General features: G+C 36.9%; 18 protein-coding genes, 1 tRNA gene and 1 pseudogene. 15 read left to right on the top strand and 5 right to left on the bottom strand.

Annotated features, from left to right (window positions below):
* The first annotated feature begins 450 nt into the window (after positions 1 to 450).
* The 12 genes and pseudogenes from D8M06_RS18705 (at position 451) to D8M06_RS18650 (ending at position 13,805) form a co-directional block, all read left to right on the top strand.
* A tRNA-Gly gene (locus D8M06_RS18705) sits at positions 451 to 524 on the top strand.
* Between the two features lie 174 nt (positions 525 to 698).
* Complete coding sequence (locus D8M06_RS18700; protein ID WP_121206105.1) at positions 699 to 2,402, top strand: ABC-ATPase domain-containing protein; 1,704 nt, start codon at positions 699 to 701, stop codon at positions 2,400 to 2,402.
* A 16-nt stretch (positions 2,403 to 2,418) separates the two neighbouring features.
* Positions 2,419 to 3,564, top strand: coding sequence for a tRNA epoxyqueuosine(34) reductase QueG (queG, locus tag D8M06_RS18695; protein ID WP_121206104.1), 1,146 nt, complete (start codon positions 2,419 to 2,421; stop codon positions 3,562 to 3,564).
* 15 nt (positions 3,565 to 3,579) lie between these two features.
* Positions 3,580 to 4,101 carry a methylated-DNA--[protein]-cysteine S-methyltransferase gene (locus D8M06_RS18690; RefSeq protein ID WP_121206103.1) on the top strand — a complete coding sequence of 174 codons (522 nt, stop codon included), beginning with the start codon at positions 3,580 to 3,582 and terminating at the stop codon, positions 4,099 to 4,101.
* Between the two features lie 39 nt (positions 4,102 to 4,140).
* On the top strand, positions 4,141 to 4,428 hold the full coding sequence (locus D8M06_RS18685) for a DUF5316 domain-containing protein (protein ID WP_121206102.1): 288 nt from the start codon (positions 4,141 to 4,143) through the stop codon (positions 4,426 to 4,428).
* Positions 4,429 to 4,586: 158 nt separating this feature from the next.
* Positions 4,587 to 5,435 (top strand): amidase domain-containing protein, encoded by an 849-nt coding sequence (locus tag D8M06_RS18680; protein WP_121206101.1) that lies wholly within the window; start codon positions 4,587 to 4,589, stop codon positions 5,433 to 5,435.
* Between the two features lie 72 nt (positions 5,436 to 5,507).
* The gene (trmL, locus tag D8M06_RS18675) at positions 5,508 to 5,981 is read left to right on the top strand and encodes a tRNA (uridine(34)/cytosine(34)/5-carboxymethylaminomethyluridine(34)-2'-O)-methyltransferase TrmL (RefSeq protein ID WP_121206100.1); all 474 of its coding nucleotides are present in this window, start codon (positions 5,508 to 5,510) and stop codon (positions 5,979 to 5,981) included.
* A gap of 504 nt (positions 5,982 to 6,485) precedes the next feature.
* A pseudogene (locus D8M06_RS18670) lies at positions 6,486 to 9,295 on the top strand (2-oxoglutarate dehydrogenase E1 component).
* On the top strand, positions 9,282 to 10,535 hold the full coding sequence (gene odhB / locus D8M06_RS18665; protein ID WP_121206099.1) for a 2-oxoglutarate dehydrogenase complex dihydrolipoyllysine-residue succinyltransferase: 1,254 nt from the start codon (positions 9,282 to 9,284) through the stop codon (positions 10,533 to 10,535). Before D8M06_RS18670 ends, odhB begins: the two are co-directional and overlap by 14 nt.
* A gap of 106 nt (positions 10,536 to 10,641) precedes the next feature.
* Positions 10,642 to 11,088 carry a hypothetical protein gene (locus D8M06_RS18660; protein ID WP_147404997.1) on the top strand — a complete coding sequence of 149 codons (447 nt, stop codon included), beginning with the start codon at positions 10,642 to 10,644 and terminating at the stop codon, positions 11,086 to 11,088.
* A gap of 55 nt (positions 11,089 to 11,143) precedes the next feature.
* Positions 11,144 to 12,433 carry an NCS2 family permease gene (locus D8M06_RS18655; RefSeq protein ID WP_121206097.1) on the top strand — a complete coding sequence of 430 codons (1,290 nt, stop codon included), beginning with the start codon at positions 11,144 to 11,146 and terminating at the stop codon, positions 12,431 to 12,433.
* Positions 12,434 to 12,608: 175 nt separating this feature from the next.
* Complete coding sequence (locus D8M06_RS18650; RefSeq protein WP_121206096.1) at positions 12,609 to 13,805, top strand: NupC/NupG family nucleoside CNT transporter; 1,197 nt, start codon at positions 12,609 to 12,611, stop codon at positions 13,803 to 13,805.
* A 190-nt stretch (positions 13,806 to 13,995) separates the two neighbouring features.
* Here the strand turns inward: D8M06_RS18650 and D8M06_RS18645 are convergent, their stop codons facing one another.
* Positions 13,996 to 15,354, bottom strand: coding sequence for an MATE family efflux transporter (locus D8M06_RS18645; RefSeq protein WP_121206095.1), 1,359 nt, complete (start codon positions 15,352 to 15,354; stop codon positions 13,996 to 13,998).
* A gap of 117 nt (positions 15,355 to 15,471) precedes the next feature.
* Here D8M06_RS18645 and D8M06_RS18640 point away from each other — a divergent pair, with 117 nt between their 5' ends.
* A complete protein-coding gene (locus D8M06_RS18640) occupies positions 15,472 to 16,542 on the top strand; it encodes an undecaprenyldiphospho-muramoylpentapeptide beta-N-acetylglucosaminyltransferase (protein ID WP_121206094.1) in 1,071 nt (356 codons plus the stop codon).
* Positions 16,543 to 16,639: 97 nt separating this feature from the next.
* On the opposite strand, the gene D8M06_RS18635 is transcribed toward D8M06_RS18640, so the two are convergent.
* From D8M06_RS18635 to D8M06_RS18620, 4 genes are all read right to left on the bottom strand, one after another.
* The gene (locus tag D8M06_RS18635; protein WP_158591830.1) at positions 16,640 to 17,785 is read right to left on the bottom strand and encodes a Ger(x)C family spore germination protein; all 1,146 of its coding nucleotides are present in this window, start codon (positions 17,783 to 17,785) and stop codon (positions 16,640 to 16,642) included.
* The gene (locus D8M06_RS18630; protein WP_121206092.1) at positions 17,775 to 18,893 is read right to left on the bottom strand and encodes a GerAB/ArcD/ProY family transporter; all 1,119 of its coding nucleotides are present in this window, start codon (positions 18,891 to 18,893) and stop codon (positions 17,775 to 17,777) included. The genes D8M06_RS18635 and D8M06_RS18630 overlap by 11 nt, the downstream gene beginning before the upstream one ends.
* Before the next feature lie 8 nt (positions 18,894 to 18,901).
* The gene (locus tag D8M06_RS18625; RefSeq protein WP_121206091.1) at positions 18,902 to 20,404 is read right to left on the bottom strand and encodes a spore germination protein; all 1,503 of its coding nucleotides are present in this window, start codon (positions 20,402 to 20,404) and stop codon (positions 18,902 to 18,904) included.
* A 118-nt stretch (positions 20,405 to 20,522) separates the two neighbouring features.
* Positions 20,523 to 21,077 (bottom strand): beta-class carbonic anhydrase, encoded by a 555-nt coding sequence (locus tag D8M06_RS18620; RefSeq protein WP_121206090.1) that lies wholly within the window; start codon positions 21,075 to 21,077, stop codon positions 20,523 to 20,525.
* 470 nt (positions 21,078 to 21,547) lie between these two features.
* On the opposite strand from D8M06_RS18620, the gene D8M06_RS18615 reads away from it, so the two are divergent.
* Together D8M06_RS18615 and D8M06_RS18610 are read left to right on the top strand one after the other, a co-directional pair.
* Entirely contained in the window at positions 21,548 to 23,296 is a 1,749-nt protein-coding gene (locus tag D8M06_RS18615; RefSeq protein ID WP_121206089.1) for an ABC transporter ATP-binding protein, read from the top strand.
* Positions 23,296 to 25,335, top strand: coding sequence for an ABC transporter ATP-binding protein (locus tag D8M06_RS18610; protein ID WP_121206088.1), 2,040 nt, complete (start codon positions 23,296 to 23,298; stop codon positions 25,333 to 25,335). Before D8M06_RS18615 ends, D8M06_RS18610 begins: the two co-directional genes overlap by 1 nt.
* Positions 25,336 to 25,675: the final 340 nt, after the last annotated feature.

Below are 25,675 nucleotides of genomic sequence, written 5' to 3'. Positions count from 1 at the left end.
ATTAGCGAAGGAAATACACGGAGACTCCTTGAAAAAAGAAGACCACTTTTTTCTGCGTGCGATGTTTCGCTGCCGAAGCGTTCCTTGTCCTGCGGGAAGAAGAGCATCGGTGAGACTGCGTAGTGAGGGAACTACTTGAATATTCTTCCTTGTTCCCTTGCGCCGAGAAAGCCCGCTTCGAAGCATTACTGGAAGACGCAGGCGCACAAGCTTTTCAGCACGAAGGAGGCTCACCAGCTCCCCGCGGAAAGCGGAGTGTATTTCCGTAGCGATTGTGAAGAACTATTTTTAATTGAATAAATCAGGAGTTTCTAACAACTCCTAAATAACAAAAATCTACAATAAGCGCTAAATAAAATGAAAAAAATGTAGAAATTCCTCTTGACCTGTCTATGCATGGTTGTTATAATTAATTTTGTTAGCAAAAAACAACATCATATTTATTGTCATGCGGGTGTAGTTAAATGGTATAACCTCAGCCTTCCAAGCTGATGTCGTGGGTTCGATTCCCATCACCCGCTCCATACATAAGTGTTTAACGCAGTGTTTCGTAGAATTGGCTACGAAGCGTTGCGTTTTTAATTTGTTACAGGTTTTTTGCCTGATAACAATCTACCTATATAAGTATTTCTTCACTTGAATTCAATGCTCTCTCCATTTATGCTTACACTAAACCACTTTATATTGAGGGATTTCAGATGAAAAAATTATTTCAGCAATTAAAACAATTAGATAATAAAGGCTATAAAGCTTATAAGAGCTTGCAAGGACAATATCATTTTCATAATTACATCTTATATATAGATTATGTACAAGGTGATCCGTTTGCTTCACCATCCAAAATTCGTGTTGTCATACCAAAGGAAAAACGAGTGATACGATCAGAGTGGTTTGACACGAAACAACGAAAAGTAGCGGTAGAAGACGCGATTGCCCGTGCAGTTGGAAAAGCTATCTATAAAGAACATACCTTTATCAAAGGTTCTGGAAAAAGTGGGCAAATTCTATTCGATACACCGGGACAAGAAGTGCTTGAGCGCAGTGCTGTACAAATAAATCGAGAAGCTATCACCGTTTGTATTTCAGTTGGTCTTCCTGCAAATGGCAGAAGAATCAATGGAAGGGAAGCAGAGAAGCTATTTTCAAAAGCAATTCCAACTATCATAAAAGAATCTGTATTTTCTATATCGGATCAGGAAATATCTGAAGCTATGAAACTTACCGATCAGCAAGAGGCAATAAGAATGGAAATGAAAAATAACCATTGGATTGCTTTTATTGCCAATGGATCGATATTACCCAGAGAAAGTGGGATAAGCAATCGTCCGTTGAAAAATGCTGTTGCTTTTCAAAGTCCTGCTGAAGACGAAGTATCGATTTCCATTCCTCACCAATCGGAACCTATAAAAGGAATGGCAATTAGAAAAGGGATAACCTTAATTGTTGGAGGAGGCTACCACGGAAAGAGTACTTTTCTGCAGGCTATTGAGCGAGGTGTCTATTCTCATAAAAAAGGAGATGGCAGGGAGTTTGTTCTGACTGATCCAGATGCTGTGAAAATTCGTGCAGAAGATGGACGCCAAATCAGTGGCGTAAATATATCGCCATTTATAACTAACTTGCCTCGTGGAAAAACAACTTCTTTCTTCTCCACAGAAAATGCCAGTGGTAGTACTTCACAAGCAGCTAATGTGATGGAAGCGTTAGAGGTTGGAGCATCTACACTGCTTATTGATGAAGATACAAGTGCAACCAATTTCATGATTCGTGACTACAGAATGCAGCAACTTGTGAAAAAGGATAAAGAACCAATCACCCCATTTATTGATAAAATAAAACAGATGCGTGATCAATTGCAAGTGTCTTCTATTCTGGTAATGGGAGGTTCTGGAGATTATTTTTCTGTTGCGGATACGGTTATTATGATGGATGAATATGTTCCGTATAACGTAACGAATAAAGCTTCAGCAATTATGAAAAGTCACCCCTTAGAACGTGACGAGCAAATGGATGAAGACTTTGGTTCGATAACGAATCGATATTTTCAGCAAAATTCTCTGCAAACGGTGAAGGGAAAACGCAGCAAGACACAAGCAAAAGGGCTATATAAAATTATTATGGGAAGAACAGATATTTCTTTTGAATATACCGAACAATTAGTAGACCCATCGCAAACGAGAATGATTGCCGAGGTTATTCAGCACTTAGATCGCAACAAAGGGCTTGGTAGGGAGTCTCTGAAAGATTTATTGGAAAATATCAATAAGCAATTTGACCAAAAAGGACTAGCATCATTTACTTTATTTAACGATCAGCATCCAGGTGATCTTGCAAGACCGAGAAAATATGAAATCGCAGCAGTACTGAACCGTATGCGAACAGCAAAAGTTACCAAAAAATAGGAGGGAGGAAACGAGTATGCGCACCGAAGAATTACAACAAGAAATTAGAGAATATGCAAAAGAAATAGGAATTGATAAGATTGGTTTTGCTGCGGCAGATGTGTTCAGTGAACTAAAAGAACGTCTAAGACGTCAGCAAGAACTAGAATATCAATCTGGATTTGAAAAAGGTTCTATAGAAGAACGCACCGAACCACAACGATTGCTGCCTGAAGCACAGTCTATCATTTCAATTGCAATTGCTTACCCTTCACGTATGAAAAATGCCCCGAAAAGCAGGAAGGGAGAGCGGCGGGGATTGTTTGCAAGAGCATCATGGGGGCTCGATTATCATGATGTATTGCGTGAACGACTAGAAAAACTGTCTGCCTTTATCCAAGAAAAAGTACCAGATGCTGTCAATAAAGTAATGGTGGATACTGGAGAGTTATCTGATCGTGCCGTTGCAGAACGTGCTGGTATTGGTTTTAGCGGTAAGAATACCTCCATTATTACTCCGGAGTTTGGTTCCTTTGTTTATCTGGGAGAAATGATTACGAACATCCCATTTGTACCAGACAGTCCGGTAGAAGATAGCTGTGGAGACTGCAGGAAATGCATGGATGCTTGTCCAACAGGTGCCATAGTTGAAGGGGGCCAATTGAATGCTCAGAACTGTATAGCATTTTTGACTCAGACAAAAGGTTTCTTGGAAGATGAGTATCGATTTAAATTAGGAAATCGAGTTTATGGTTGTGATACGTGTCAGCAAGTTTGTCCGAAAAATAAAGGAATAGATTTTCATATTCATCCGGAGTTTGAACCTGATCCTGAAGTATCAAAACCAAAATTAATTCCCATGCTGAGAATCTCCAATCGAGAGTTTAAAGAAAAATTCGGTCCACTCTCCGGTTCATGGCGTGGAAAGAAACCGATTCAACGAAATGCACTAATTGCTCTAGGGCATTATAAAGATGAAACAGCAGTTCCAGAGATGATTGAAGTCATGAAAAACGATCCTCGCCCAGTTATCAGAGGAACTGCAGCATGGTCTCTTGGTAAAATAGGAACTGAAGAAGCATTTGCTGCAATTAGAGAAGCTATGGAGTTGGAGAAGGATGACCAAGTTCTTTTTGAAATGGAAAAAGGTCTCGAATTTGAAACATTAACGATTACCAACTAAAAAAGGATGAGTAAAATGGCGAACCTTTATTATGATGAAATAGATTCCCCAATCGGTCCATTAACAATCATAAGCAGTGGTGAGAAGGTTATACGGATAGATTTTGGTTCCATAAATCAAATAGAAGAACGAGTACGTTTGTGGGCAGGTCGTTATTTTGAAGAACCGGCATTTATTAAAAATATAGACCTTATTTCAGATGCAGCACGTGAGTTAGAGGATTATTTCAATTCTAAACAACGTGACTTTACCATAGATATGGAATTTTTCGGTACAGAATTTCAGAGGAAAGTTTGGCATGCATTGATTAAAATTCCGTTAGGGGAAACAAAATCATATAAAGATATCGCTATTGATATTGGTAATCCACGGGCAATTCGAGCGGTAGGCGGTGCGGTTAATAGAAACCCGTTTTCGATTGTTGTGCCTTGTCACCGTATAATAGGGACCAATGGAAAATTAGTCGGTTATAATGGTGGTTTAGATAAAAAAGAATATTTATTACAGCATGAAAAGCGATTTATTGAAACCTTCTGATAGTTTTTCTCGTAGTATGGATGAAGAGGTGGTTGGACGATGAAAAAGTCTTTTTTAATTGGCTGTGGTATTTCTTTAATTATCTTAGTCACAGGACTCATTACGAATAACTATGTTTTATATGCGAATATTCTTCTAGGTATAGGAATTATAACTGTTCTTATTAGTGCGTTACTGAGTGGTGCTTTTCTAAGTGGGCCGGAAATAAGAGCAAACTATCATACGGAAACAAAAGAGCATAGGGAAAAGCGGACAAAAACAATGACACTAACTGGAGTATTTGCCATTCCGCATTTAGTCACAGCAGCTCTATTGTTACTGCTTTAGGCATTAACCAATGTTTTTTGTCTATGTCGCATTTTTTATCAAACCTGACATAGATAAAGCAACAAGATTCACGAAAAGGGCATTTGTTAAGATGTAATACAAATTTATAGAAGTTATCCAAGCTATCCCTCCATATACTTTACATGGAGGGGATTTTTATGGAAAAAATAAAAGAGATGTGGCTTGAATTTTTTCAGTCTGAGCGTAATGATTCAGATAACTGGTGGTCAAGAAAAAAAGCACTTTGGGAAAAACGAGATGCTAAAGTGGTTAAAATAACAGGAACTGGGGAAGTATTTCGAAAAATATCTTATGAAGATGAAATGCAGTATCACTATCTATTCCATACCTCTTTTTTAGTAAAACAAGGAAAAAAATTTCATCAAGAAGAGCTTGTTGTACCTTATCAGTTTAGATTCGTGAATGGAGAAGTGAAGGACCATAGAGAAATAGTACAAGATTATATAACGGAAGACGTCCCCACCATTCAAATCGATGAGATAGGTAAAAGGGATAATGAGAGATTTTCCTATGATAGACGTGCGGCGGTTCAATATGCGGAGCGCTGGTGGAATAGCTATAATCCAGATTATCGAGTATTTGATGTAGACTGTACAAATTATGTTTCGCAATGTTTGCGTGCAGGTGGTGCACCCATGCGTGGAGCTCCAGTTCGTGAGCGCGGCTGGTGGTATTCCGGGGATAGCTGGAGTTTCAGCTGGGCTGTTGCCCATTCTCTGCGTTGGTATTTAAGTGGCTCTACACAGGGGTTAAGAGGGAAGGAAATAGAAAATCCGGAAGACTTATTACCAGGAGACATTATATGTTATGATTTCCAAGGTGATGGTAGATGGGATCATAACACCATTGTAGTAAGCAAAGATGCCCAAGGTATGCCATTAGTAAATGCACACACCGATAATAGCAGACATCGTTATTGGTCCTATGAAGATTCAACTGCATATACACCAAACATACAGTATAAATTTTTCCGAATTGGAGAATAGAAGTGTTATAATAATTTTTGTATGAAAGGCTGTCTAATTTATGGCCTACTTAAATGTTAGGAGAATGAAAAAGTGAGTTTACATGTCGTACTATTTCAACCAGAAATTCCAGCTAATACCGGAAACATCGGGAGGACCTGCTTAGCAACAGATACAACACTCCATTTAATTCGGCCGCTTGGTTTTTCTACAGATGATAAGATGCTTCGTCGTGCAGGACTTGATTATTGGAAAAATGTGGATGTTCATGAATATGATTCCATTCAAGAGTTATATGATAAATTTCCGGATGGTGAATTTTATTATATTGAAAACTTTGGAACTAAACATTATACAGATTATGACTATAGTGAGACAGATAAGGATATATTCTTTGTGTTTGGAAGAGAAACAAATGGTATTCCTAAAGAGCTCCTTATTGGGAAAGAAGATCGCTGCTTGCGAATTCATATGAATGATAAAGTGCGTTCTTTAAATTTATCAAATACGGCCGCTATAATCCTTTACGAAGCACTGAGACAACAAAATTTTCCGAAGTTAACTTAAGTAAAAAACTCGTCTATCATTAGACGAGTTTTTATTATTAACTATTGATTTTTATTGATTGTCTTTTGGTACTCCTGGTTTTGCTTCGTAACCTGAAGTGAAGATGGAGACAAGAAACGTGATAATTACCCCAAACAGTAATGCTAATTTCATATGTACATCCTCCTTTGTAAAGAATAAAATAAACATTTGTTATATTATAGTATAAATCAAAACGGTTTCAATGTTAACTAAAAATATATTCGAATATGATAGTTGAAAATTCTGTCTTTTTAATGGAGAAAGATGATAATTACGATAATTCATTTTCTTTAAAATATCTTTAAAATATCAAGGTAGAATTATTGTACACTCCAATAAAATAAGGTATATTAATTGGTGAGGGCAGTATTAAAAACATTAACCGTTTACATTAACGGTAAAAGTATTTTGGGGGTAATCACCGTGGTAGTAGGATTGGAAGAATCTACTAGAAATTTTTGGGAACAGTTTTATGGCCCTAATATGGGGTATATAGAACAACAGTATGAATTATACAAACAGGATCCTGAATCTGTTGAACCAACAATTAAAGAGATTTTCGATAAGTATGGCTCTCCTGCATGGCTATATCAGCAAAAAGGAAATGATGCAAATTTAACGACACCTGAAGTGCCTTCGAATTTCGATGTGAAAAAGCTTACCTCAGCATTACAACTTGTTGAGGCTATTCGTCGTTACGGTCATCTAGAAGCCGATATTTATCCAGTTGGAAAGCATAAAGATCCTAAGGCAACTGAAATCGATCCGAAGACTTATGGATTAACAGATGAAGATTTAATGAGTTTACCAGCAACATGGCTTTGGGATAAGGCACCAAGCGATGTTGAAAACGGATTAGATGTTTATAAAACATTAAAAAAATATTACACAGGTACTATTACTTTTGAATACGATCATGTAAACAATGATGATGAAAGAAAATGGTTATTTGAACTAATTGAATCTGGTAATGCTAGATTAGAATTAACGAAAGATGAAAGAAAAGAATTACTTGAAAGTCTAGCCCATGTAGAAGGTTTTGAATTATTCTTGCATAAGACGTTTGTAGGGCAAAAAAGATTCTCCATACAAGGTTTAGAAGTTATGGTTCCAATGCTTGATGAACTCGTCAAATTTGGAATTAACGATAAAGTGGAAGATATTCTAATGGGCATGGCACATAGAGGTCGTTTAGCTGTATTGGCAGAAGTCTTAGGTAAACCGTATGATAAAATTTTCTCCGAGTTTCATCATTCACCTGACAAGGAATTGGTTCCTTCTGCAGGTTCCAGAGGAATTAATTACGGTTGGACTGGAGATGTGAAATATCACTTTGGGGCACAAAAAGAAGTGAAAGATGGTGATACAACAACAAGAGTTACGTTAGCTCATAATCCATCTCACTTAGAATTTGTAAATCCAATTGTCGAAGGATTTGCAAGGGCTGCCCAAGATAATCGTGATGAAAAAGGATTTCCAAAACGTGATGTGAATAAAGCCTTCAGTGTGCTTATTCATGGTGATGCTGCCTTCATTGGAGAAGGTGTGGTTGCTGAAACGTTAAACCTAAGTGGCTTACCAGGATATAATACTGGGGGAACCGTTCATATTATCGCTAATAATTTACTAGGTTATACGACCGACCGTGAAGACGGCCGTTCCACAAGGTATGCCAGTGATTTAGCAAAAGGTTTTGAAATACCAATTATTCGTGTGAACGCAGATGATCCTATTTCTTGTATTTCAGCAGTGAAAATTGCATATGAATACCGCAAAAAGTTTAATAAAGACTTTTTGATAGATTTGGTTGGTTATCGTAGGTATGGACATAATGAAATGGATGAACCGAGAACAACTCAGCCTAAATTATATAAAGAAATTGATGAACATCCTTCCGTAACAAATGTATTTGCTTCTTCTCTCGAGAAAAATGGCTACATTGAAGAAGGAGAACTTAAGAAGATCACAGAAGAGGTTGAGCAGGAATTTCGTGATATTTATAACGGCATGATTGAAAATGATTCGATTGATTCCGAACCACCATTTATGCCAAGTATTTTAAGAAATGGTCTGAATAAGTTTGAAACAGGCTTAGATATAGATACATTAAAAGAGATTAATAAGGATTTATTAAAAAGACCTGAAGAATTTAAAGGATTTAAAAAGACAGAAAGAATTCTTAAACGCCGTGAAAATGCGCTAGAGGAAGGGAATAAAGCAGACTGGGGAACTGGTGAAGCTTTAGCTTATGCATCGATTCTAAAAGAGGGTATTCCAATTCGTATTACGGGTCAGGACACGGAGCGTGGTACATTTGCTCACCGTCATATGGTTCTAAGCGATGTGGAAACCGGTGAAACATATTGCCCACTGCATGGTTTAGAAGATGCAAAAGCATCCTTCGATATTCGAAACAGTCCGCTTTCTGAAGTAGGTGTCATAGGTTTTGAATATGGATACAGTATTAAATCACCAGAAACATTAGTGATTTGGGAAGCGCAGTTTGGTGACTTTGCCAACGTAGCTCAAGTGATGTTTGATCAATTTATTTCATCTGCTCGTGCAAAATGGGGAGATAAATCAAACTTGGTTATGTTGCTCCCACATGGATATGAAGGGCAAGGACCGGAACATTCCAGTGCAAGACTAGAGAGATTTTTACAAATGGCTGCGGAAAATAATTGGATTGTTGCTTATCCGACATCATCAGCACAATTCTTCCATTTAATGCGCCGACAAGCAAAACTAAACGGTAAGGATATTGCTAGACCACTTATTGTGATGACGCCGAAAAGCAGTATGATCCGAAATCCAAGAATGGCCTCATCTGCAGAAGAATTTACAGATGTTAAGTTCAAGACGTTAAGAAATCAACCGAACTTAGAGGCAAGTAAAAAGGCCAAACGTCTTCTCATTGGAACCGGAAAAATCATGATTGATATTGAAGAAGAAATGGATAATATGGAAGAAAATTTCGATTGGTTACGTGTATTGCGACTTGAACAAATTTACCCATTCCCTAAAAAGGAATTAGCAAATATATTTGATGAACTTCCAAACTTAGAAGAAATTGTTTGGGTTCAAGAAGAGCCGAAAAATATGGGTGCATGGGACTTTGTAGATGATTATTTAAGGGAACTGTTAAAAGAAGGTCAAACATTAAGATATATAGGCCGTCCAGATCGTTCCGCACCTGCAGTAGGTTTACCAAATGTGCATAAATATGAACAAAATCAAATCGTACAACAGGCAATTAACTAAAGACAGGAGGAAATTCCAGTGCAAGAAATTAAAATTCCAGAACTCGCAGAATCCATCACAGAAGGTACTATCGCAGAATGGCTCGTTAAAAAAGGGGATAAGGTTGAAAAAGGAGATCCACTAGTAGAATTAGAGACAGATAAAGTTAACGTTGAAGTGAACTCTGATTTTTCAGGAGTTCTTGTCGAAGTTCTTCAAGAAGAAGGCGATGATGTTTCTGTTGGAGATATCATCGGTAAAATAGATGAAAATGGTACTGCAGGAGCTGCAGCTGAAGCACCTGCACAGGAAGAAGCACCAAAGAAAGAAGAGACAAAAGAGGCACCAGCACCAGAAGCAAATGCAGAACCAGCTGCACCAGAAGAATCTTCAGCTGATGTTATTGCAACACCTGCAGCAAGAAAGCGTGCACGTGAATTAAATATTGATTTAAGTGCTGTTAGTCCACGTGATCCACTTGGTCGTGTTCGTCCCGATGATGTGGAAGCAGCTGCACAAGCAGCATCTGCACCTAAGCAAGAGAAACCTGCAAAAAAAGAAGCACCAGCTCCAGTAAAACAAGAATTTGACAAACCGGTTGAACGCGTAAAAATGACTCGCCGTCGTCAAACAATTGCTAAAAACTTAGTAGCTGTGCAACAGGAATCTGCTATGTTAACCACGTTTAATGAAGTGGATATGTCAGCAGTTATGGAATTACGTAAACAACGTAAAGATAAATTCTTACAAAAACATGGAGTAAAACTAGGATTTATGTCCTTCTTTACAAAAGCTGTAGTTGGGGCATTAAAAGAATTTCCACTATTAAATGCTGAAATTCAAGGTAATGAATTAGTCGTGAAGAAATTCTATGATATTGGTATTGCTGTATCAACCGATGATGGATTAGTAGTACCAGTTGTCCGTGATGCAGATCGCTTAACCTTTGCTGGAATTGAAAAAGAAATTGCTGAATTAGGTACAAAAGCTCGTGATAATAAACTAGCTTTAAGTGATTTACAAGGCGGATCATTTACCATCACAAACGGTGGAACGTTCGGATCTATGATGTCTACACCTATCCTAAATGCACCACAAGTTGGTATCCTAGGTATGCACAATATTGTTAAACGCGCAGTAGTCATGCCAGATGATTCTATAGAAGTACGTCCTATGATGTACTTAGCTGTATCGTATGACCACCGTATAGTTGACGGTAAAGAAGCAGTTAGTTTCTTAGTACGCATCAAAGAAATGCTAGAAGACCCTGAAACATTATTATTAGAAGGATAATTCTTTTAATAAAGAACCTCGTTTTTGGCTGTGAAGTCAAAGGCGAGGTTTTTTTATTGTTTTTATGGGGGGATAAGAGTGAGAGTTTAGAGTTAGGTTGAGGCGGTTGATATGGAACTCAAGTCGGTTGATAGGAAGCGCGAGTCGGTTGATAGGGATCTCAAGTCGGTTGATAGGGAGCTCGAGTCGGTTGATAGGGAGCTCGAGTCGGTTGATAGGGAGCGCGGGTCGGTTGATAGGGAGCGCGGGTCGGTTGATAGGGAGCACTGGTCGGTTGATAGGGAGCACGAGTCGGTTGATAGGGATCTCAAGTCGGTTGATAGGAAGCGCGGGTCGGTTGATAGGGAGCGCGAGTCGGTTGATAGGGAGCTCAAGTCGGTTGATAGAGGGCTCGAGTCGGTTGATAGCGGGCTCGAGTCGGTTGATAGAAGGCTCGAGTCGGTTGATAGAAGGCTCAAGTCGGTTGATAAAACCAACCAGCCTGCAGATAAATCCAAAAGCAAATCCTAAAAAAGAATACAAATTTAATACAACCTATTGCAAATTTCCCTAAAAACGAATATTATAGGTAACGTTGATTTAATTATTCGGAAAGTAAGGTGTTTGTAATGGAAAGATTCTTTAAACTGAAACAGCATAATACAAATATCCGAACGGAGTTTACTGCTGGTATTACTACGTTTCTTACGATGGCCTATATTGTGGTGGTAAATCCAGCAATACTGTCGAGTGCTGGTGTACCGTTCGACCAAGTGTTTATGGCGACCGTTATTGCAGCAGTAGTTGGTTCATTGTTGATGGGATTATTTGCCAATTATCCGATTGCAATTGCACCTGGTATGGGACTGAATGCCTATTTTGCCAGTGTTGTAGCGACTCAGGGTTTATCTTACCAAGTAGTATTTGGAGCAGTTTTTTTAGCAGGTATTATTTTTATTCTGATAACATTCACCAAGTTACGTGAGACACTAATCTTTGCTATTCCAAATTCTTTAAAATATGGGATAACTTCTGGTATTGGTTTATTTATAGCTTTTGTTGGATTAAGAAACGCGGGAATTGTTGTACCAAACGAGGCGAATATTGTTGGTTTGGGTGATTTGACAGATCCAATGATTCTTCTCACAATAGTGGGCTTGTTTATAACATTGATTTTATATGTGTTAAAAGTACAAGGAGCCTTATTTTTCGGTATGCTCGCTACTGGTATTATTGCCTTTTTCACTGGGCAATTACATTTTGATGGTGTAATATCCACCCCGCCTGTACCAGTATTTTTTGATTTAGATATTACTGGTGTATTTACTCATGGTCTTTATACAGTTGTTTTTGCCTTCTTATTAGTAACCTTATTTGATACGACGGGTACGATGATAGGTGTTGCTGAACAGGCTGGTTTTATGAAGGACGGGAAGATGCCTCGTTCTAAAGAAGCTTTATTCTCTGATGCTACTGCTACAACGGTAGGGTCTATGTTTGGGACAAGCCCATCTACTGCATATATAGAGTCTTCCTCTGGAGTAGCTGCAGGAGGAAGGACTGGTTTAACTTCAATTGTTGTTGCCATTCTTTTTATGATATCTATTTTCTTTACTCCTATCATACAAGTGATTGCAGGAATTCCAGCCATCACATCACCAGTATTAATTATTGTTGGAAGTTTTATGATGGTTGGGTTGTCTAAAGTAGATTGGACGGAATTTGAAGAAGCGTTTCCTGCATTTGCTGTGATTTTAGCTATGCCATTTACTTCCAGTATTGCAACTGGAATAGCAATTGGATTTATTACTTATCCATTATTAAAATTAGTTAGTGGAAAAGGGAAAGAGGTTCATTGGGTTATTTACGTATTTGGCTTTATCTTCCTGATACAAATGATCTACTTCCCTATGCAGTAAATGTTGAATAGAACGTGTTATACGAAAAAGACTGTCAATGGGAGATTAATCTCTCGATATGACAGTCTTTTTGTTGTTTAGCAATATTTTATTTTAATAAAGCAGTTTATAGGGTATAACTAAAAATACTAAACATGGAATGATATAGACTAACAAGCAATAGGGAGGACTATCTGTGGATATACTACTAGGAATTTTAGCTATCATCGTCGTATTAGGGATTGCATATTTGATGTCTAATAATAGGAAACTGATTAATTATAGAGGCATTGGTATAATGCTATTGTTTCAAGTATTTATTACTTGGTTTATGTTCGAAACAGGAATTGGTGCGGCAATTATTACTGCTATATCAGCGATGTTTAATAAATTAATCGAATTTGCAACGGAAGGTATTAACTTTGTGTTGGGTGGTTTTGTCATTGAAGAAGATGGTGGAGGAGTATTTTTCTTTAATGTATTACTTTTAATTATCTTTTTCGCTACCTTACTTTCCGTCCTTACTTATTTGCGGATTCTGCCAACCATTATTAAATATATTGGTGGTATGATATCGTGGGTTACTGGATTGCCTAGAATTGAATCATTTAATGCAGTGAATAGCATCTTTTTTGGTCAATCAGAAGCAATTATAGCGGTGAGATCACAGTTCCATTATATTGATAACAACCGCTTATTTATTGTGTGTGCTTCTGCTATGAGTTCGGTTTCGGCATCTATTGTTGGCGCATATATTTTGATGCTTCCACCAGAATACATTTTGGTAGCTTTACCATTAAACATGTTTAGTGCACTTATTGTTGCTTCAATCATGACGCCAGTCAAAGTACCTAAGGAAGAGGATCAAGTGGATATTAAAGATGTGACGGAAGATAAAAGTGTTTTTGAAGCGATGGGTAATGGAGCACTGGAAGGTGGAAAAATTGCTTTGATTGTTGCAGCGATGCTAATTGCCTTTATAGCTGCATTGGAATTAGTCAACTTTTTAGTTCAATTAATTTTTTCAGGTTTAACGTTACAACAGATCTTAGGATATATACTTGCACCAATTGCTATTTTAATGGGTATTCCTATGAATGAAGTTATTGAAGCCGGAGCTGTGATGGGAACGAAGATAGTGACAAATGAATTTGTTGCTATGCTGGAATTCCAACCGTTAATGGACCAAATGTCAGAGAAAACGGTAGGTATTGTAACGGTGTTTCTAACCAGTTTTGCCAACTTCTCTTCTATTGGTATCATTGCGGGAGCAGTAAAGGGAATTGACAATGAAAAAGCTTCCGTAGTCTCTGGTTTTGGAATGAAGCTGTTATTAAATGCTATCTTGGCCTCAATTTTATCTGCAACATTTGCAGGTTTATTTATAAGATAAACATGCAATATGGAGATAAAGAAAACGAGGCTGGGGCAAAAGTATTCTCAAAGCGAAACCCGAACATATTTGGTGCATTAATACCGCTTCGGAAATATACTTCGCTAAGTAGTACATTGTTCGTTTTTTGGTTAAAACACTTTGTTATGTCCCAGCCTCGAAACTAACTGGTGATGTATTGAAAATGCCATTACTCACTACCCAGCATTCGATATTTTTTTTGAAGGACCAATAATCTCCAAATCAAGGCAATAGCTCCACTACTTAAACCAACTGTAATTCCCACCCAATAACCAAATGGTTCTAGTGGTGTATAATTTGCTAAAATCCAGCCTGTTGGTAAACCGATGAGCCAGTATGAAACCAAAGCAATTATCAACGTCATGTTTACATCTTTATAACCACGTAAAGCGCCTTGGATTGGTGCTCCAAAAGCATCGGCAAGTTGATAAAAGATCGAATAGATGATAAATTGTGTCGTTAATTCAATGACTGCTGGATTGGAATTATACAATGCAGACACGGGCTCTCTTAAAATATACAAAATAAAGCCATTGAGTAAAGCAATGAAGATGGAACTACTTATACCAATATAAGCATAGGTTCGAGCTTCTTTATAACGTTTAGCACCTACTTCAAATCCAATCGGTATGGTTAATGCCATCCCCACACTGAGAGGAATCATGTATAATAATGATGCAAAATTCATTGCCGCCTGATGCGCCGCAATAGTGTACGTACTATACACACTCATTAAAATAGTTACTGCTGAAAAGACGCTGGTTTCAAAAAACATAGCAAATCCGATGGGCATGCCAATTTTCAATTGTTCCCACCAATTATGGACTTGTGGAATTCTCCAATTTGAAAATAGGTGATAGTGACGAAAAGGAGTCATTTTAAGTGTCACACCTATGGTAATAATACAAACTACCCAATAGGTTAACCCTGTTGCAATACCTGCACCAATCCCGCCAAATGCTGGTAGACCAAGTTTTCCAAAAATAAAAATATAGTTGAAAAAGATATTGATTGGTAGTGAGATAAGTATAATCATCATAGAAATACGTGTCTGTCCTAGTGCATCCATAAAGTTCCGCAGTGTATTATACACAAATAAAGGAATAATCCCGATAGCTAACGTAATAAGATAATATTTGGCGATATGCTGAACTTCTGATTCTAAATCCATTAGATGAAGAACAGGATTAAGGACCAATCCACCGATGATGATGATTACGAAACCAAGAATGATGGACAAATAAATACTCTGCTGCATTTTCTTTGAAATTAGATGATTTGCCTTTGCACCTGTAAGTTGCGCTATAATAGGAGTAATTGCCAAAAGTATTCCATTCATTGCAGTTAAGACGGGAACCCAAAGACTAGAACCTATAGCAACACCTGCTAAATCAGACGCACCAGCCCGACCAGACATCACGGTATCAAAGAAATTCATTAAATAGATACCTACTTGCGTAATAAGAATGGGAAATAAGATAATGGCAAATAATTTTAATTTTTCTTGTAATGAGTCTGTTTCGTACATAAATAAACTCTTCCTTTTTTTTATATATTTTTATAGGATAGAGAGAGGTAAGTGATCTTAAGCATAAGATTCATTATAACTCGAAAAAAGGTTTTGGGAAAGAAAGGACGTACATAAATGAATACGAAAAGAATATTATTTACAGGTGGGGGAACTGCAGGCCATGTTATCGTTAATCTGGCCCTGATTCCTGTATACCAGGATAAAGGTTGGGAAGTAGACTATATTGGATCTTATAACGGAATTGAGCGTGATTTAATTGGACAGTTGGATGGAGTCACCTACCATCCAATATCAACAGGGAAATTGCGTCGATACATGTCTATGGAAAATTTGAAAGATCCTTTTAAAGTATTAAAGGGGATCATGCAAGCTTATACCATTATTGCCAAGTGCCAACCCTCTGTCATTTTTTCAAAAGGGGGATTCGTTTCTGTACCAGTAGTTGCAGCTGCTAAACTTCGTGGTGTTCCAGCAGTCATTCATGAATCTGATTTTACACCGGGTCTAGCTAATAAATTATCCATTCCATTTGCCAAAAAAGTTATTGCTACGTTTCCAGAAACGCTAGAATACCTTCCTAAAAATAAAGCTGAATATGTAGGTGCTGTTATTCGTGAAGAGCTTTTTCAGGGAAGCAGAGAGAAGGGGCTTGCATTTGCCGGATTAACGAAGGAAAAACCAGTCCTATTAATTATGGGTGGCAGTGGTGGCTCACAAAAAATTAATGAAACAGTCCGGTCCAGTCTTCAAGAATTATTATCTGCGTTTCAGATTATTCATATTTGTGGAAAAGACAAAGTGGATCCAGATGTTAATGAAAAGGGCTATGTTCAATTTGAATATGTAAATGAAGAGTTACAGGATATCTTTGCAGCAACGGATTATGTGTTATCGCGTGCAGGTTCTAATGCGATATTTGAATTCTTGGCGCTGCGAATACCAATGCTCCTCATCCCACTATCCAAACAAGCAAGCAGGGGAGACCAAATCATTAACGCAAACTCTTTTAAAAGCAAGAATTATGCACGAGTACTAGAAGAAGAGGATTTAACTCAAATGACTTTAGTTAACGAACTTCAACGTTTAAAAGAACAGGCACCAGTAATGATAGATAACATGATGGAATTTAAAAGTGAAAAAGCACGGGATCGTGTGGTTGAAATAATCAAGGAAGTAAGTATTTAGGATATCTTCCACCGTCAAATAATACACAAGAGAACGTAACTCTCCTGTGTATTATTTTTTTCCCTGCAATTGTCTTAAAGATAACGAATTCCTGACATTATTGGACTGATCCATAATTACTCAGTCTAACATTGACATTAAAGTTAACTTTTATCTCAGGGAATTTTTTTCTCCATTCTTCTTCCTTCATTTTTCCATCTTTTTTGTTTGCGCGGTATAGTTTACCATATCCAAATGGGTCAACATTTACTTCCTGCACCTGTTTTAATAAATTCTCATATTGCTTTTTAATCTTTTTTTCCACCTCTTTTTCTAGGATGCTTGCTGCTTTTTTATCTTTAATGCGCAGTAGTTCTGATGTTTCTATGAGTTCGATTTCCATCTTTACGTTTGTTTTAAATGAGGTTTCTTTCATATCTGTCACATCTGTTTTGCTCTTACCGTCTATAACTATTACTTGGATAGAGAGCTCATCTTTCTCATCGTCATCCTTATTAAGGGTGTTATCTTTAATTATATATTTTTCAAAGGGAGAGCGCGGCAAATGTATTTCCATAGGTGTTTCTCTTAGGTTATTTAGGATTAGGTTTAGTAATAATCCCTGTTCTAGGGAGATATCTGAAACGTATTGGTATTTATCAAATAATGCAAGCCCCATAATGGTGGGTGTATTATTTTCTAAACCTGCAAGTGGCATTACTCCATCTTGGCCAATCGTTTCCGTACTACGAGTAAAGTCATGTATGGAGGAAGGAACGAGACTTCCTTCTGATACTTGCTTATCGATTAGTACATCAAAATAATTACCAAGAGATTGTGATTCTGGAGAATCGCTGTTAAATATGGCTTTTGCAGTGGTTGCACTTACCATAACTTTCATGGTCTCAGATGCTAAGGCATCGCGTACAGAAGTATTGATGTATGAGGCAATGCCTTTTTGAGCTACTTCTTTCCCAAAAATTTCAAGATTCATCTGCCCTTCCACTAATTCATAAGCTGTGGTGAAACTGGCATTTTTTCGAGCCCCTTTTAGTGTATCGCTAACCCCTGAGATGGTTGTATATATTTCGTCAGATTGAGGATCAAAGCGAATGATGTTCATTGTTTTTTCTAATTTTCCATCATCCGTAAAGTCTATGCCACGTGCACTGATTACAGCTAATTCTTCAATAACTTGGTTAGGTACGCATCCAGACAATAGGATTAAAGGGACTAGCAGTAACCTAATAAATTTACTTTGCATGTTTTTTCTCCTTTTTTCTTTGCTTTCTTTTTTTAAATAAAACAATTGGTAACAGAAAAAATGGATAAACATAAACAATCCAAAGTCCAATCTGAGAGGATGTATCAATAACTTTTTGAATCTGAAAATGTTCGTCAACAAAAATGCAGGCAATTAATAGAATAATGGAGATGAGATATAAAGTCGTTTTTTGTGAAATATTATATAGCCGTTTCATTCCATAGGTCATTGCCCACATGAGTAAAATCATATTTGTGATAATAACCAACATCCATTCCGTGACAACAACATAGTCGAATCGTTCAATAAATGTAAAATTTTGTATTTTAAATAAACCCAGTAGTGCCCACTCTCGTCTTAAAATTTGATTGTGACTAAAATAACCAATGACAAGCATCGTAAGTAATAATATGGTAATAGTGGACCAGCTAACTGCTAAAAAGGTAGGAAGTTTAGCCTTTTTTTTATTTTTTATAAATGGATAGATAACTAGCAGTAATTCGAACCCCATAAACGTATATGAACTTACTTTAGCCCCTTCTAATAAATCAGGGAAAGGGGTGACAAACATCGGTTGTAAGTGTGTAAAATCAACCTCCATTGCAGGCTGAATTAATAGAAGAAACAGCCATTGTGTACCAAGAAAGAAAAGTGTACAAACACCTACAACGACACGTATCCCCCCTAAAACACTATAAACAACCAAGCACAGTAAAAGTCCTCCTAATGCGAGATTACTAATACTGGGGAAAATGGAGATTCTAACTACTTCCATATAAGTAATGAGTATGGAAAAAAGGGTAATTCCAAAGTAAAGGATATAAATGGTACCTAGTATTTTTCCAATCCATTTTCCAAAAATATCTACTTGAATACCATATATATCAGCGTTTTTATATTGGTTAAGAATCATGAACATGACGATAACAACTGCAACAATATAAAAAAATGTAAATAAAATGGAAATCCAAGAATCTTGTAAAGCCTCTTGATAGACAATCTTTGGGAAACCCAAGATTCCTATTCCGATTTGAATGGAGGTTATAATAAAAAACAGATAAAAGGGGCGTATTTGTAGATTTTCTTTTACTTTTACATTAATATCCATACTTACACCTACTCATCTATGTCCTTTTTTATTTTGGATTTACCTTTATTGAATCGGAATATATCTTTTGGACGGTAAGACTTAAAGCGCATATTATGAAACTGTGGCGGCAAACGAAAAAAAGCTTTATTAAAGTCTTCCCACACAAGTGGATAGAGTGGGGAAAGGTAAGGTCTTCCTAAAGATGTTAATCTCAGTAGGTGGATGATGAGAAAACTTATCCCAAATACAAGTCCAACTAGTCCCAGTAATCCACCGAGTATTATCATAGGAAATCGAATGATTCTTGCAGTAGTTCCCATTAAATAGTTTGGTGCTGTAAAAGAAGCCAAAGCACTTAAGGCAACAAATATAATTAATACATTACTGGTTATCCCAGCTTGTACTGCAGCAGTTCCAACAACCACCCCACCAACAATACCTATTGTTTGTCCGATTTTGGTTGGTAGTCTGGCACCTGATTCCCGTAATAATTCAATCATTAATTCGAGAATGAGTGCTTCAAGAATTGGGGGGAACGGCACTGCGGCTCTTGATTCTCCAAGATTAACTAATAAAGGCGTTGGAATAATTTCATAATGGAAAGTTACTGCAGCCACATACAGTGGGGTAAGTATAGTTGAAAGAAAAAATGATAAAAATCGTAAACTCCGCAGAAAACTGCCAATATTCCATCGCATGTATAAGTCTTCTGTTGATTGAAAAAAGCTAAAAAATGTTGTCGGAGCCACTATAGCTGTCGGACTGTTTTCTACTATTACCCCGATTCTTCCCCTATTAATATCATAGCTAAACCGATCTGGTAATTCGGTTGTAAAAAATTGTGGGAAGATAGTTAGGGAGGAATCTTCTATATATTGCAACAAAACGGAACTATCATCAATAACGTCAATTTCTAATTCCTGAAGCCTTTGTCTAAAGGTGTTAATATCGGCTTCGTTAGCAAGAGATTTTATATATATTAGCCGTACTTCACGTGGTTCTCTTTCACCAATAATAAACTTTTCTAAAACTAAATCTTCGCTCCGAATTGTCCAGCGAATAATATTTAAATTGGTTACCATCGACTCCGTAAACCCTATTTTGGGACCTAGTACAACAGATTCTGTTTCCGATTGCTGTAACGACCTGTTTTCCTTATTGGATAAGGAATATTCTATTGCTGAATTTTCATTCTCAATATAAACATATAGGTTGCCGATTAAAAGACCTTTACCAATGTCGCTAAATTTATCAATTGTTTTGCCAGAACTTAGTGGAATCTCATTAAGAATAGTGGAGTTATTCCATTCGAAGTCTTTTTTTAGAAGTGTCTCCAGCAAATAATTTTCTACTTTTTCTCCTTCTACCTGGTAAGTGATATAAAAGATAAGCGCTTTTTTATTCTTATTTTCATATGTAGTAACACTAAGATCAGGGTTCTGATCAAATTCTTCATTTAGTTTTTTTTCTAGCTCCTCTATTTTTAATGGGAAGATATTATCTTTTTTGGTGGTTCGATATCTTTTCATCAATTAATCCTCCACAAAGTAATAGGTTTATTGCTTTAGTATGAGGATAAAAGCAGGAAATTATGAAAAAAACTACCACAAATTTTATGTGGTAGTTTTGTATTAACATTGTGTGATATTAATCTTCCCTTGTCACAACATCTACTTTTCCAGTTCCTGGATCAATTACTAAACCATGAACCTTAATGCCGTCTGGAAGCAGTGGGTGATTTCGAATAATATCTACACTCTGTGCCACGGATTCTTCCACGGTATTAAAACCATGAAATTCATCATGAAAATCAATTCCAGCATTCTTTAACGTATTAATTGTTTCTGTTTCGATCCCTCTCTCTGTCATGCTGTCTGTAAGTGCATCGATATCAACTCGTGACATTCCGCAATCATGATGTCCGATGACCACGACTTCTTCTGCTTTTAATTTATATATAGCAACCAAAATACTTTTCATAATACTATCAAAAGGTTTTCGGATGATGGCACCAGCATTTTTAACCATCTTCACATCGCCATTTTCAATATTCAAAGCACGTTGTAACAACTCAATTAAGCGGGATTCCATACAAGTAAATATAACCATTCGTTTATTCGGGTAAGTATCTGTTTTGTACTCTTCGTATTTTTTATTTTCAACGAATTGTTGGTTATACTCGAGCATCTCATCTAAATGCATCCTATCATCTCCATTTCATATGTGTAGATTATGTTATAGTTATTGCTTTTCTTTATAAGCAGGTTTCAAGATATATTACTTATTTTCTAATGAAAAAAATCATAAGTCAAATGTTTCCAAAAGTAGTTGACTTAATTTTTTAAAAATAATATAATTACTAAGGATATTAAATTGAACGGAAGGAGGTCACTTTGATGAGAAATGTAAGAGTAAGTTTCAAACAGGAATTAAATAAAAGCAGTGACCTTCGAATTTTAACTCTAATCTAAGGCTAACTATGATGAATTTTATATATGTTAGCAGAAGGTCACACATATGTCTGTGGCCTTTTGTCATGTTTATGGGATAATTTTTATCTTTTTTTATTCTATAACTTATTGCATACGTCACAGGTGGCGTGTGTTTTTTTATTGTCAAAATTCGAAGGGAAACAGGATATAAGTTTGTGAGAGAGCAGAAGGTGATAAAACATGTTTTCAGTTTTTACAAAGTTAGGTTGGTTTTTTAAGCATTATTGGAAAAGGTATCTATTCGCGGTTATTACTCTATGTTTAGCAAGTGCGGTCGGGTTAATACCGCCTAAACTAGTTGGATATACCATTGATCACATTCAATTTAATACATTAACGGCAAAATTATTAACCATCGTGGTGATAGCTTATATTTTATTAGCTATTACTCACTATGTAATTTCATTTATCTGGGATTATATCCTGTTTGGAGGGGCGGCTATATTAGAAAAATGGATGCGCAGTAAGTTAATGTCTCATTTTTTAAAAATGACGCCGACTTTTTTTGGTAAATATCGGACAGGAGATTTAATGGCCCGTTCAACGAATGATTTAAAAGCAATCAGTTTAACTGCTGGATTCGGTATTTTAACATTGGTTGATTCCAGTATTTTTATGCTAATGATTATTGCCATGATGGGATTCACTATTAGTTGGGAGCTGACATTTGCTGCATTAATTCCATTGCCAATTATGGCCTATGTGATGAATAAGTACGGGGCATCTATTCATCGCAGATTTACAGAAGCACAGAAGGCATTCGGTGAAATGAATAATGAAGTACTAGAGTCCATTCGTGGCGTACGAGTTATTCGTGCTTTTGTGCAGGAACGACAGGATGCCAAACGGTTTAGCAATATGACTAATAATGTGTACTTGAAGAATATGGAAGTAGCTAAGATTGATGCTTTGTTTGAGCCAACGATGAAAATACTTGTTGGGCTTTCCTATGCCATAGGAATAGGAAATGGTGCATTTTTAGTTTTTGATAATAAAATGACGTTGGGAGATTTGGTAACGTTTAATGTTTATTTAGGAATGCTTATCTGGCCTATGTTTGCAGTTGGAGAATTAATCAATGTGATGCAGCGTGGGAATGCCTCTTTAGATCGTGTAAATGAAACGTTGGACTATGCTTCTGATGTGCAAAATCCAATTGTTCCAAAAGAAGTAAAGGACGTTCGTTCTATTAAACTTGAGGATGTATCTTTCGCCTATCCAAATACGGAAACTAATTGCTTAAGTCATCTATCATTAAACGTAGAAAAAGGGCAAACAATTGGTGTAGTAGGAAGAACTGGAGCAGGAAAGACAACTTTATTTAAGCTCTTACTTCGGCAGTATCCGGGAATCAAGGGGGAAATTAAGATTTCTGATACAAACATTGAGGACATTGCTTTGGAAACATTACGCTCTTGGATTGGATATGTACCACAAGACCAGATTATGTTTTCAAAAACCATACGAGAGAATATTCAGTTTGGAAAATCTGACGCAACGGATGAAGAAATATACCGGGTAATGGAATTGGCCTATTTTCTAGACGATATGAAACAGCTGCCAAAAGGTTTGGATACGGAAGTAGGAGAAACTGGGATTACATTGTCAGGTGGTCAAAAACAGCGTGTGGCATTAGCTAGAGCATTTATCAAAAATCCGGAAATTTTGATATTGGATGATTCATTGTCAGCAGTAGATGGAAAAACGGAGGCAAAAATCATCCAACATCTAAGGGAAGAAAGAAAAAATAAAACTACTTTTATAGCTGCACACAGACTATCAGCCGTTACACACGCAGATCACATTATTGTCTTGGAAGATGGAAAGGTTGTGGAAGAGGGAACACACGAACAACTAATGAAAAATAATGGCTGGTATGAGCAGCAGTATAAAGACCAGCAATTAGCAAATAGGGAGGTGGCTAGCTAATGAAACCATCTACAGAAAAAAGACTATATCAATATGCATTGCATTATAAAAAAGGTATCTTAATTGGATTAGTCTGTTTAGTCATTGCGGTTGTTTTGGAATTAGCAGGTCCACTCATCGCAAAAACTGTAATTGATGACCATATTTTAGGGGTTGAAGGCTACTGGCAAGAAGTAAAAGAAGAGAGTGGTAGACACACAGTTCCATTCGAAGATTCCTTTTATAAAAGAGTAGATCGAATGACAGAAGAGGATCAAACATTTGGTAATCCTGTTACTTTGCTACAAATTGGAACGACCTATTATATGGTTGAAGAAAAAGTACCATTAGAGGGGAAACGTACGCAAGAAGAGGATACTATTCAGATTACTACATCTAAAGAAACCTCGTCATATACAGCTAAGGCATTAGAATTATCTGAAGTATACCCATTCTTCCAACCAGAACAAAGACCAATTCTACTGTTATTAGGTTTATATATGTTGCTAATTGTGATTGCTGGTTTCTTTCAATTCTTTAAGACCTTTTATTTACAGAAAGCAGCTAATCAAATTGTGAAAAAAATGCGTAATGATTTGTTCTTACACACCCAACGTATTCCAATAAATTACTTTATCGATCAACCAGCAGGAACAATTGTGGCACGAATTACAAATGATACCGAGGCCATTCGCGATTTATATGAACGGGTATTGTCTATCATTATAACTAGTGCCGTTTATTTAGTAGGAATTCTTATTGCGTTGTTTATTTTAGATGTAAAACTAGCAGCCATTTGTCTTTTAATTATTCCATTGCTATTTGTTTGGATGAAGGCATACAAGTATTTTGGAACGAAATATAATAAAGTGGTACGTACTACAAATAGTGAAATAAATGGAAATATAAATGAAGCGATACAAGGAATGTCCGTCATACAGGCGTTTAATCGTGAAAAACAGACGAAGGAAGAATTTGAAGCGCTAAATGAACGTCACTTTACGTATCAAAAGAAGCTAGTAAAGTTAAATGCATTATCATCTTATAATCTGGTTACCGTTTTTCGTAATTTAACGTTTGTCGGATTTATCTGGTATTTTGGTTCCAGATCATTAGACTTAGAAGCAGTTATTTCAATTGGAATGCTGTATGCATTTGTTGATTATATTACAAGACTATATGAACCGGTCACAGATATTGTGAACCAGCTTCCTTTGCTGGAACAAGCAAGAGTAGCTGGCAGTCGAGTGTTTGAGGTATTAGATTTGGATGGAGAAGATGTTATTGATACGAAGGTGGATAGATACCAAGGTCATATTATCTTTGATCATGTTTCTTTCGCATATAATGATGACAAATATGTATTAAAAGATATCTCGTTTGAAGTGAAACCAGGAGAGACCGCAGCTTTCGTAGGTCATACCGGATCAGGAAAAAGTTCCATTATGAATGTACTCTTTCGTTTTTATGATCCGCAAAAAGGAGATATTACCATTGATGGCAATTCCACGAAAGCCTGGTCCAGACAGCAAGTTAGAGGACATATGGGGATTGTCTTACAAGATCCTTTTGTGTTCTCTGGAACAATACTCTCCAACGTAACCATGAATGATCCTGAAATCACAAGAGATCAGGCAATCAAGGCACTGAAAGCAGTTGGTGCCGACCGTTTTATTGAAAAGCTACCTAACGCTTATGATGAAGTTGTTACAGAAAGTGGTTCTACTTTTTCGTTAGGAGAAAGACAATTAATTTCATTTGCACGTGCCTTGGCCTTTGATCCTGCGATTTTAATTTTAGATGAAGCTACGGCGAATATTGATACCGAGACAGAAAGTGTGATACAAAAAGCATTGGAAGTACTAAAACAAGGAAGAACCACCTTAGTTATCGCCCATCGATTATCCACGATTCAAAAGGCAGATAAAATATTTGTGTTAAATCATGGTACAATGATAGAACAAGGAAATCACGAATCATTAATCGCAGAAAAAGGTCTCTATTACCAAATGTACCAAATGCAAAGCGGAGCGATGAGAAAAGCGGAAGCAGTGATTTAATGATAAAAGACGTTTTCTAGAATATTATTGTTCCGATAATGTATAGACTGTGGATTACTTTAATTAAAGATAAATGTAGTGCCTTGTTGATTTCCGCTCCGGGCAGTCGCGCACCTTAGGGCGGCTGATGAGCCTCCTCGTGCTACCGCACTGCGGGGTCTCATCTAGGCCTATCTTCCCGCAGGACAAGGAAGGCTACGGCAGCATTACATCGCACGAAGAAAATTGCCCTTTATTTTCGAGGAGTCGACTGCCCTCCGCTCCAATCAACCTGCTTAATAGTGGTAGCCTTATCTATATCTATAGAGTCTTTATAACATGCTTGGAAGTTATAAAGCAC

Origin of the sequence: Oceanobacillus halophilus, from assembly GCF_003628505.1 — a bacterium.
Classification (GTDB): Bacteria; Bacillota; Bacilli; order Bacillales; family Amphibacillaceae; genus Oceanobacillus; species Oceanobacillus halophilus.
The sequence above is the reverse complement of the archived record's forward strand: the minus strand, read 5'-3'. Positions and strand labels throughout refer to the sequence as shown.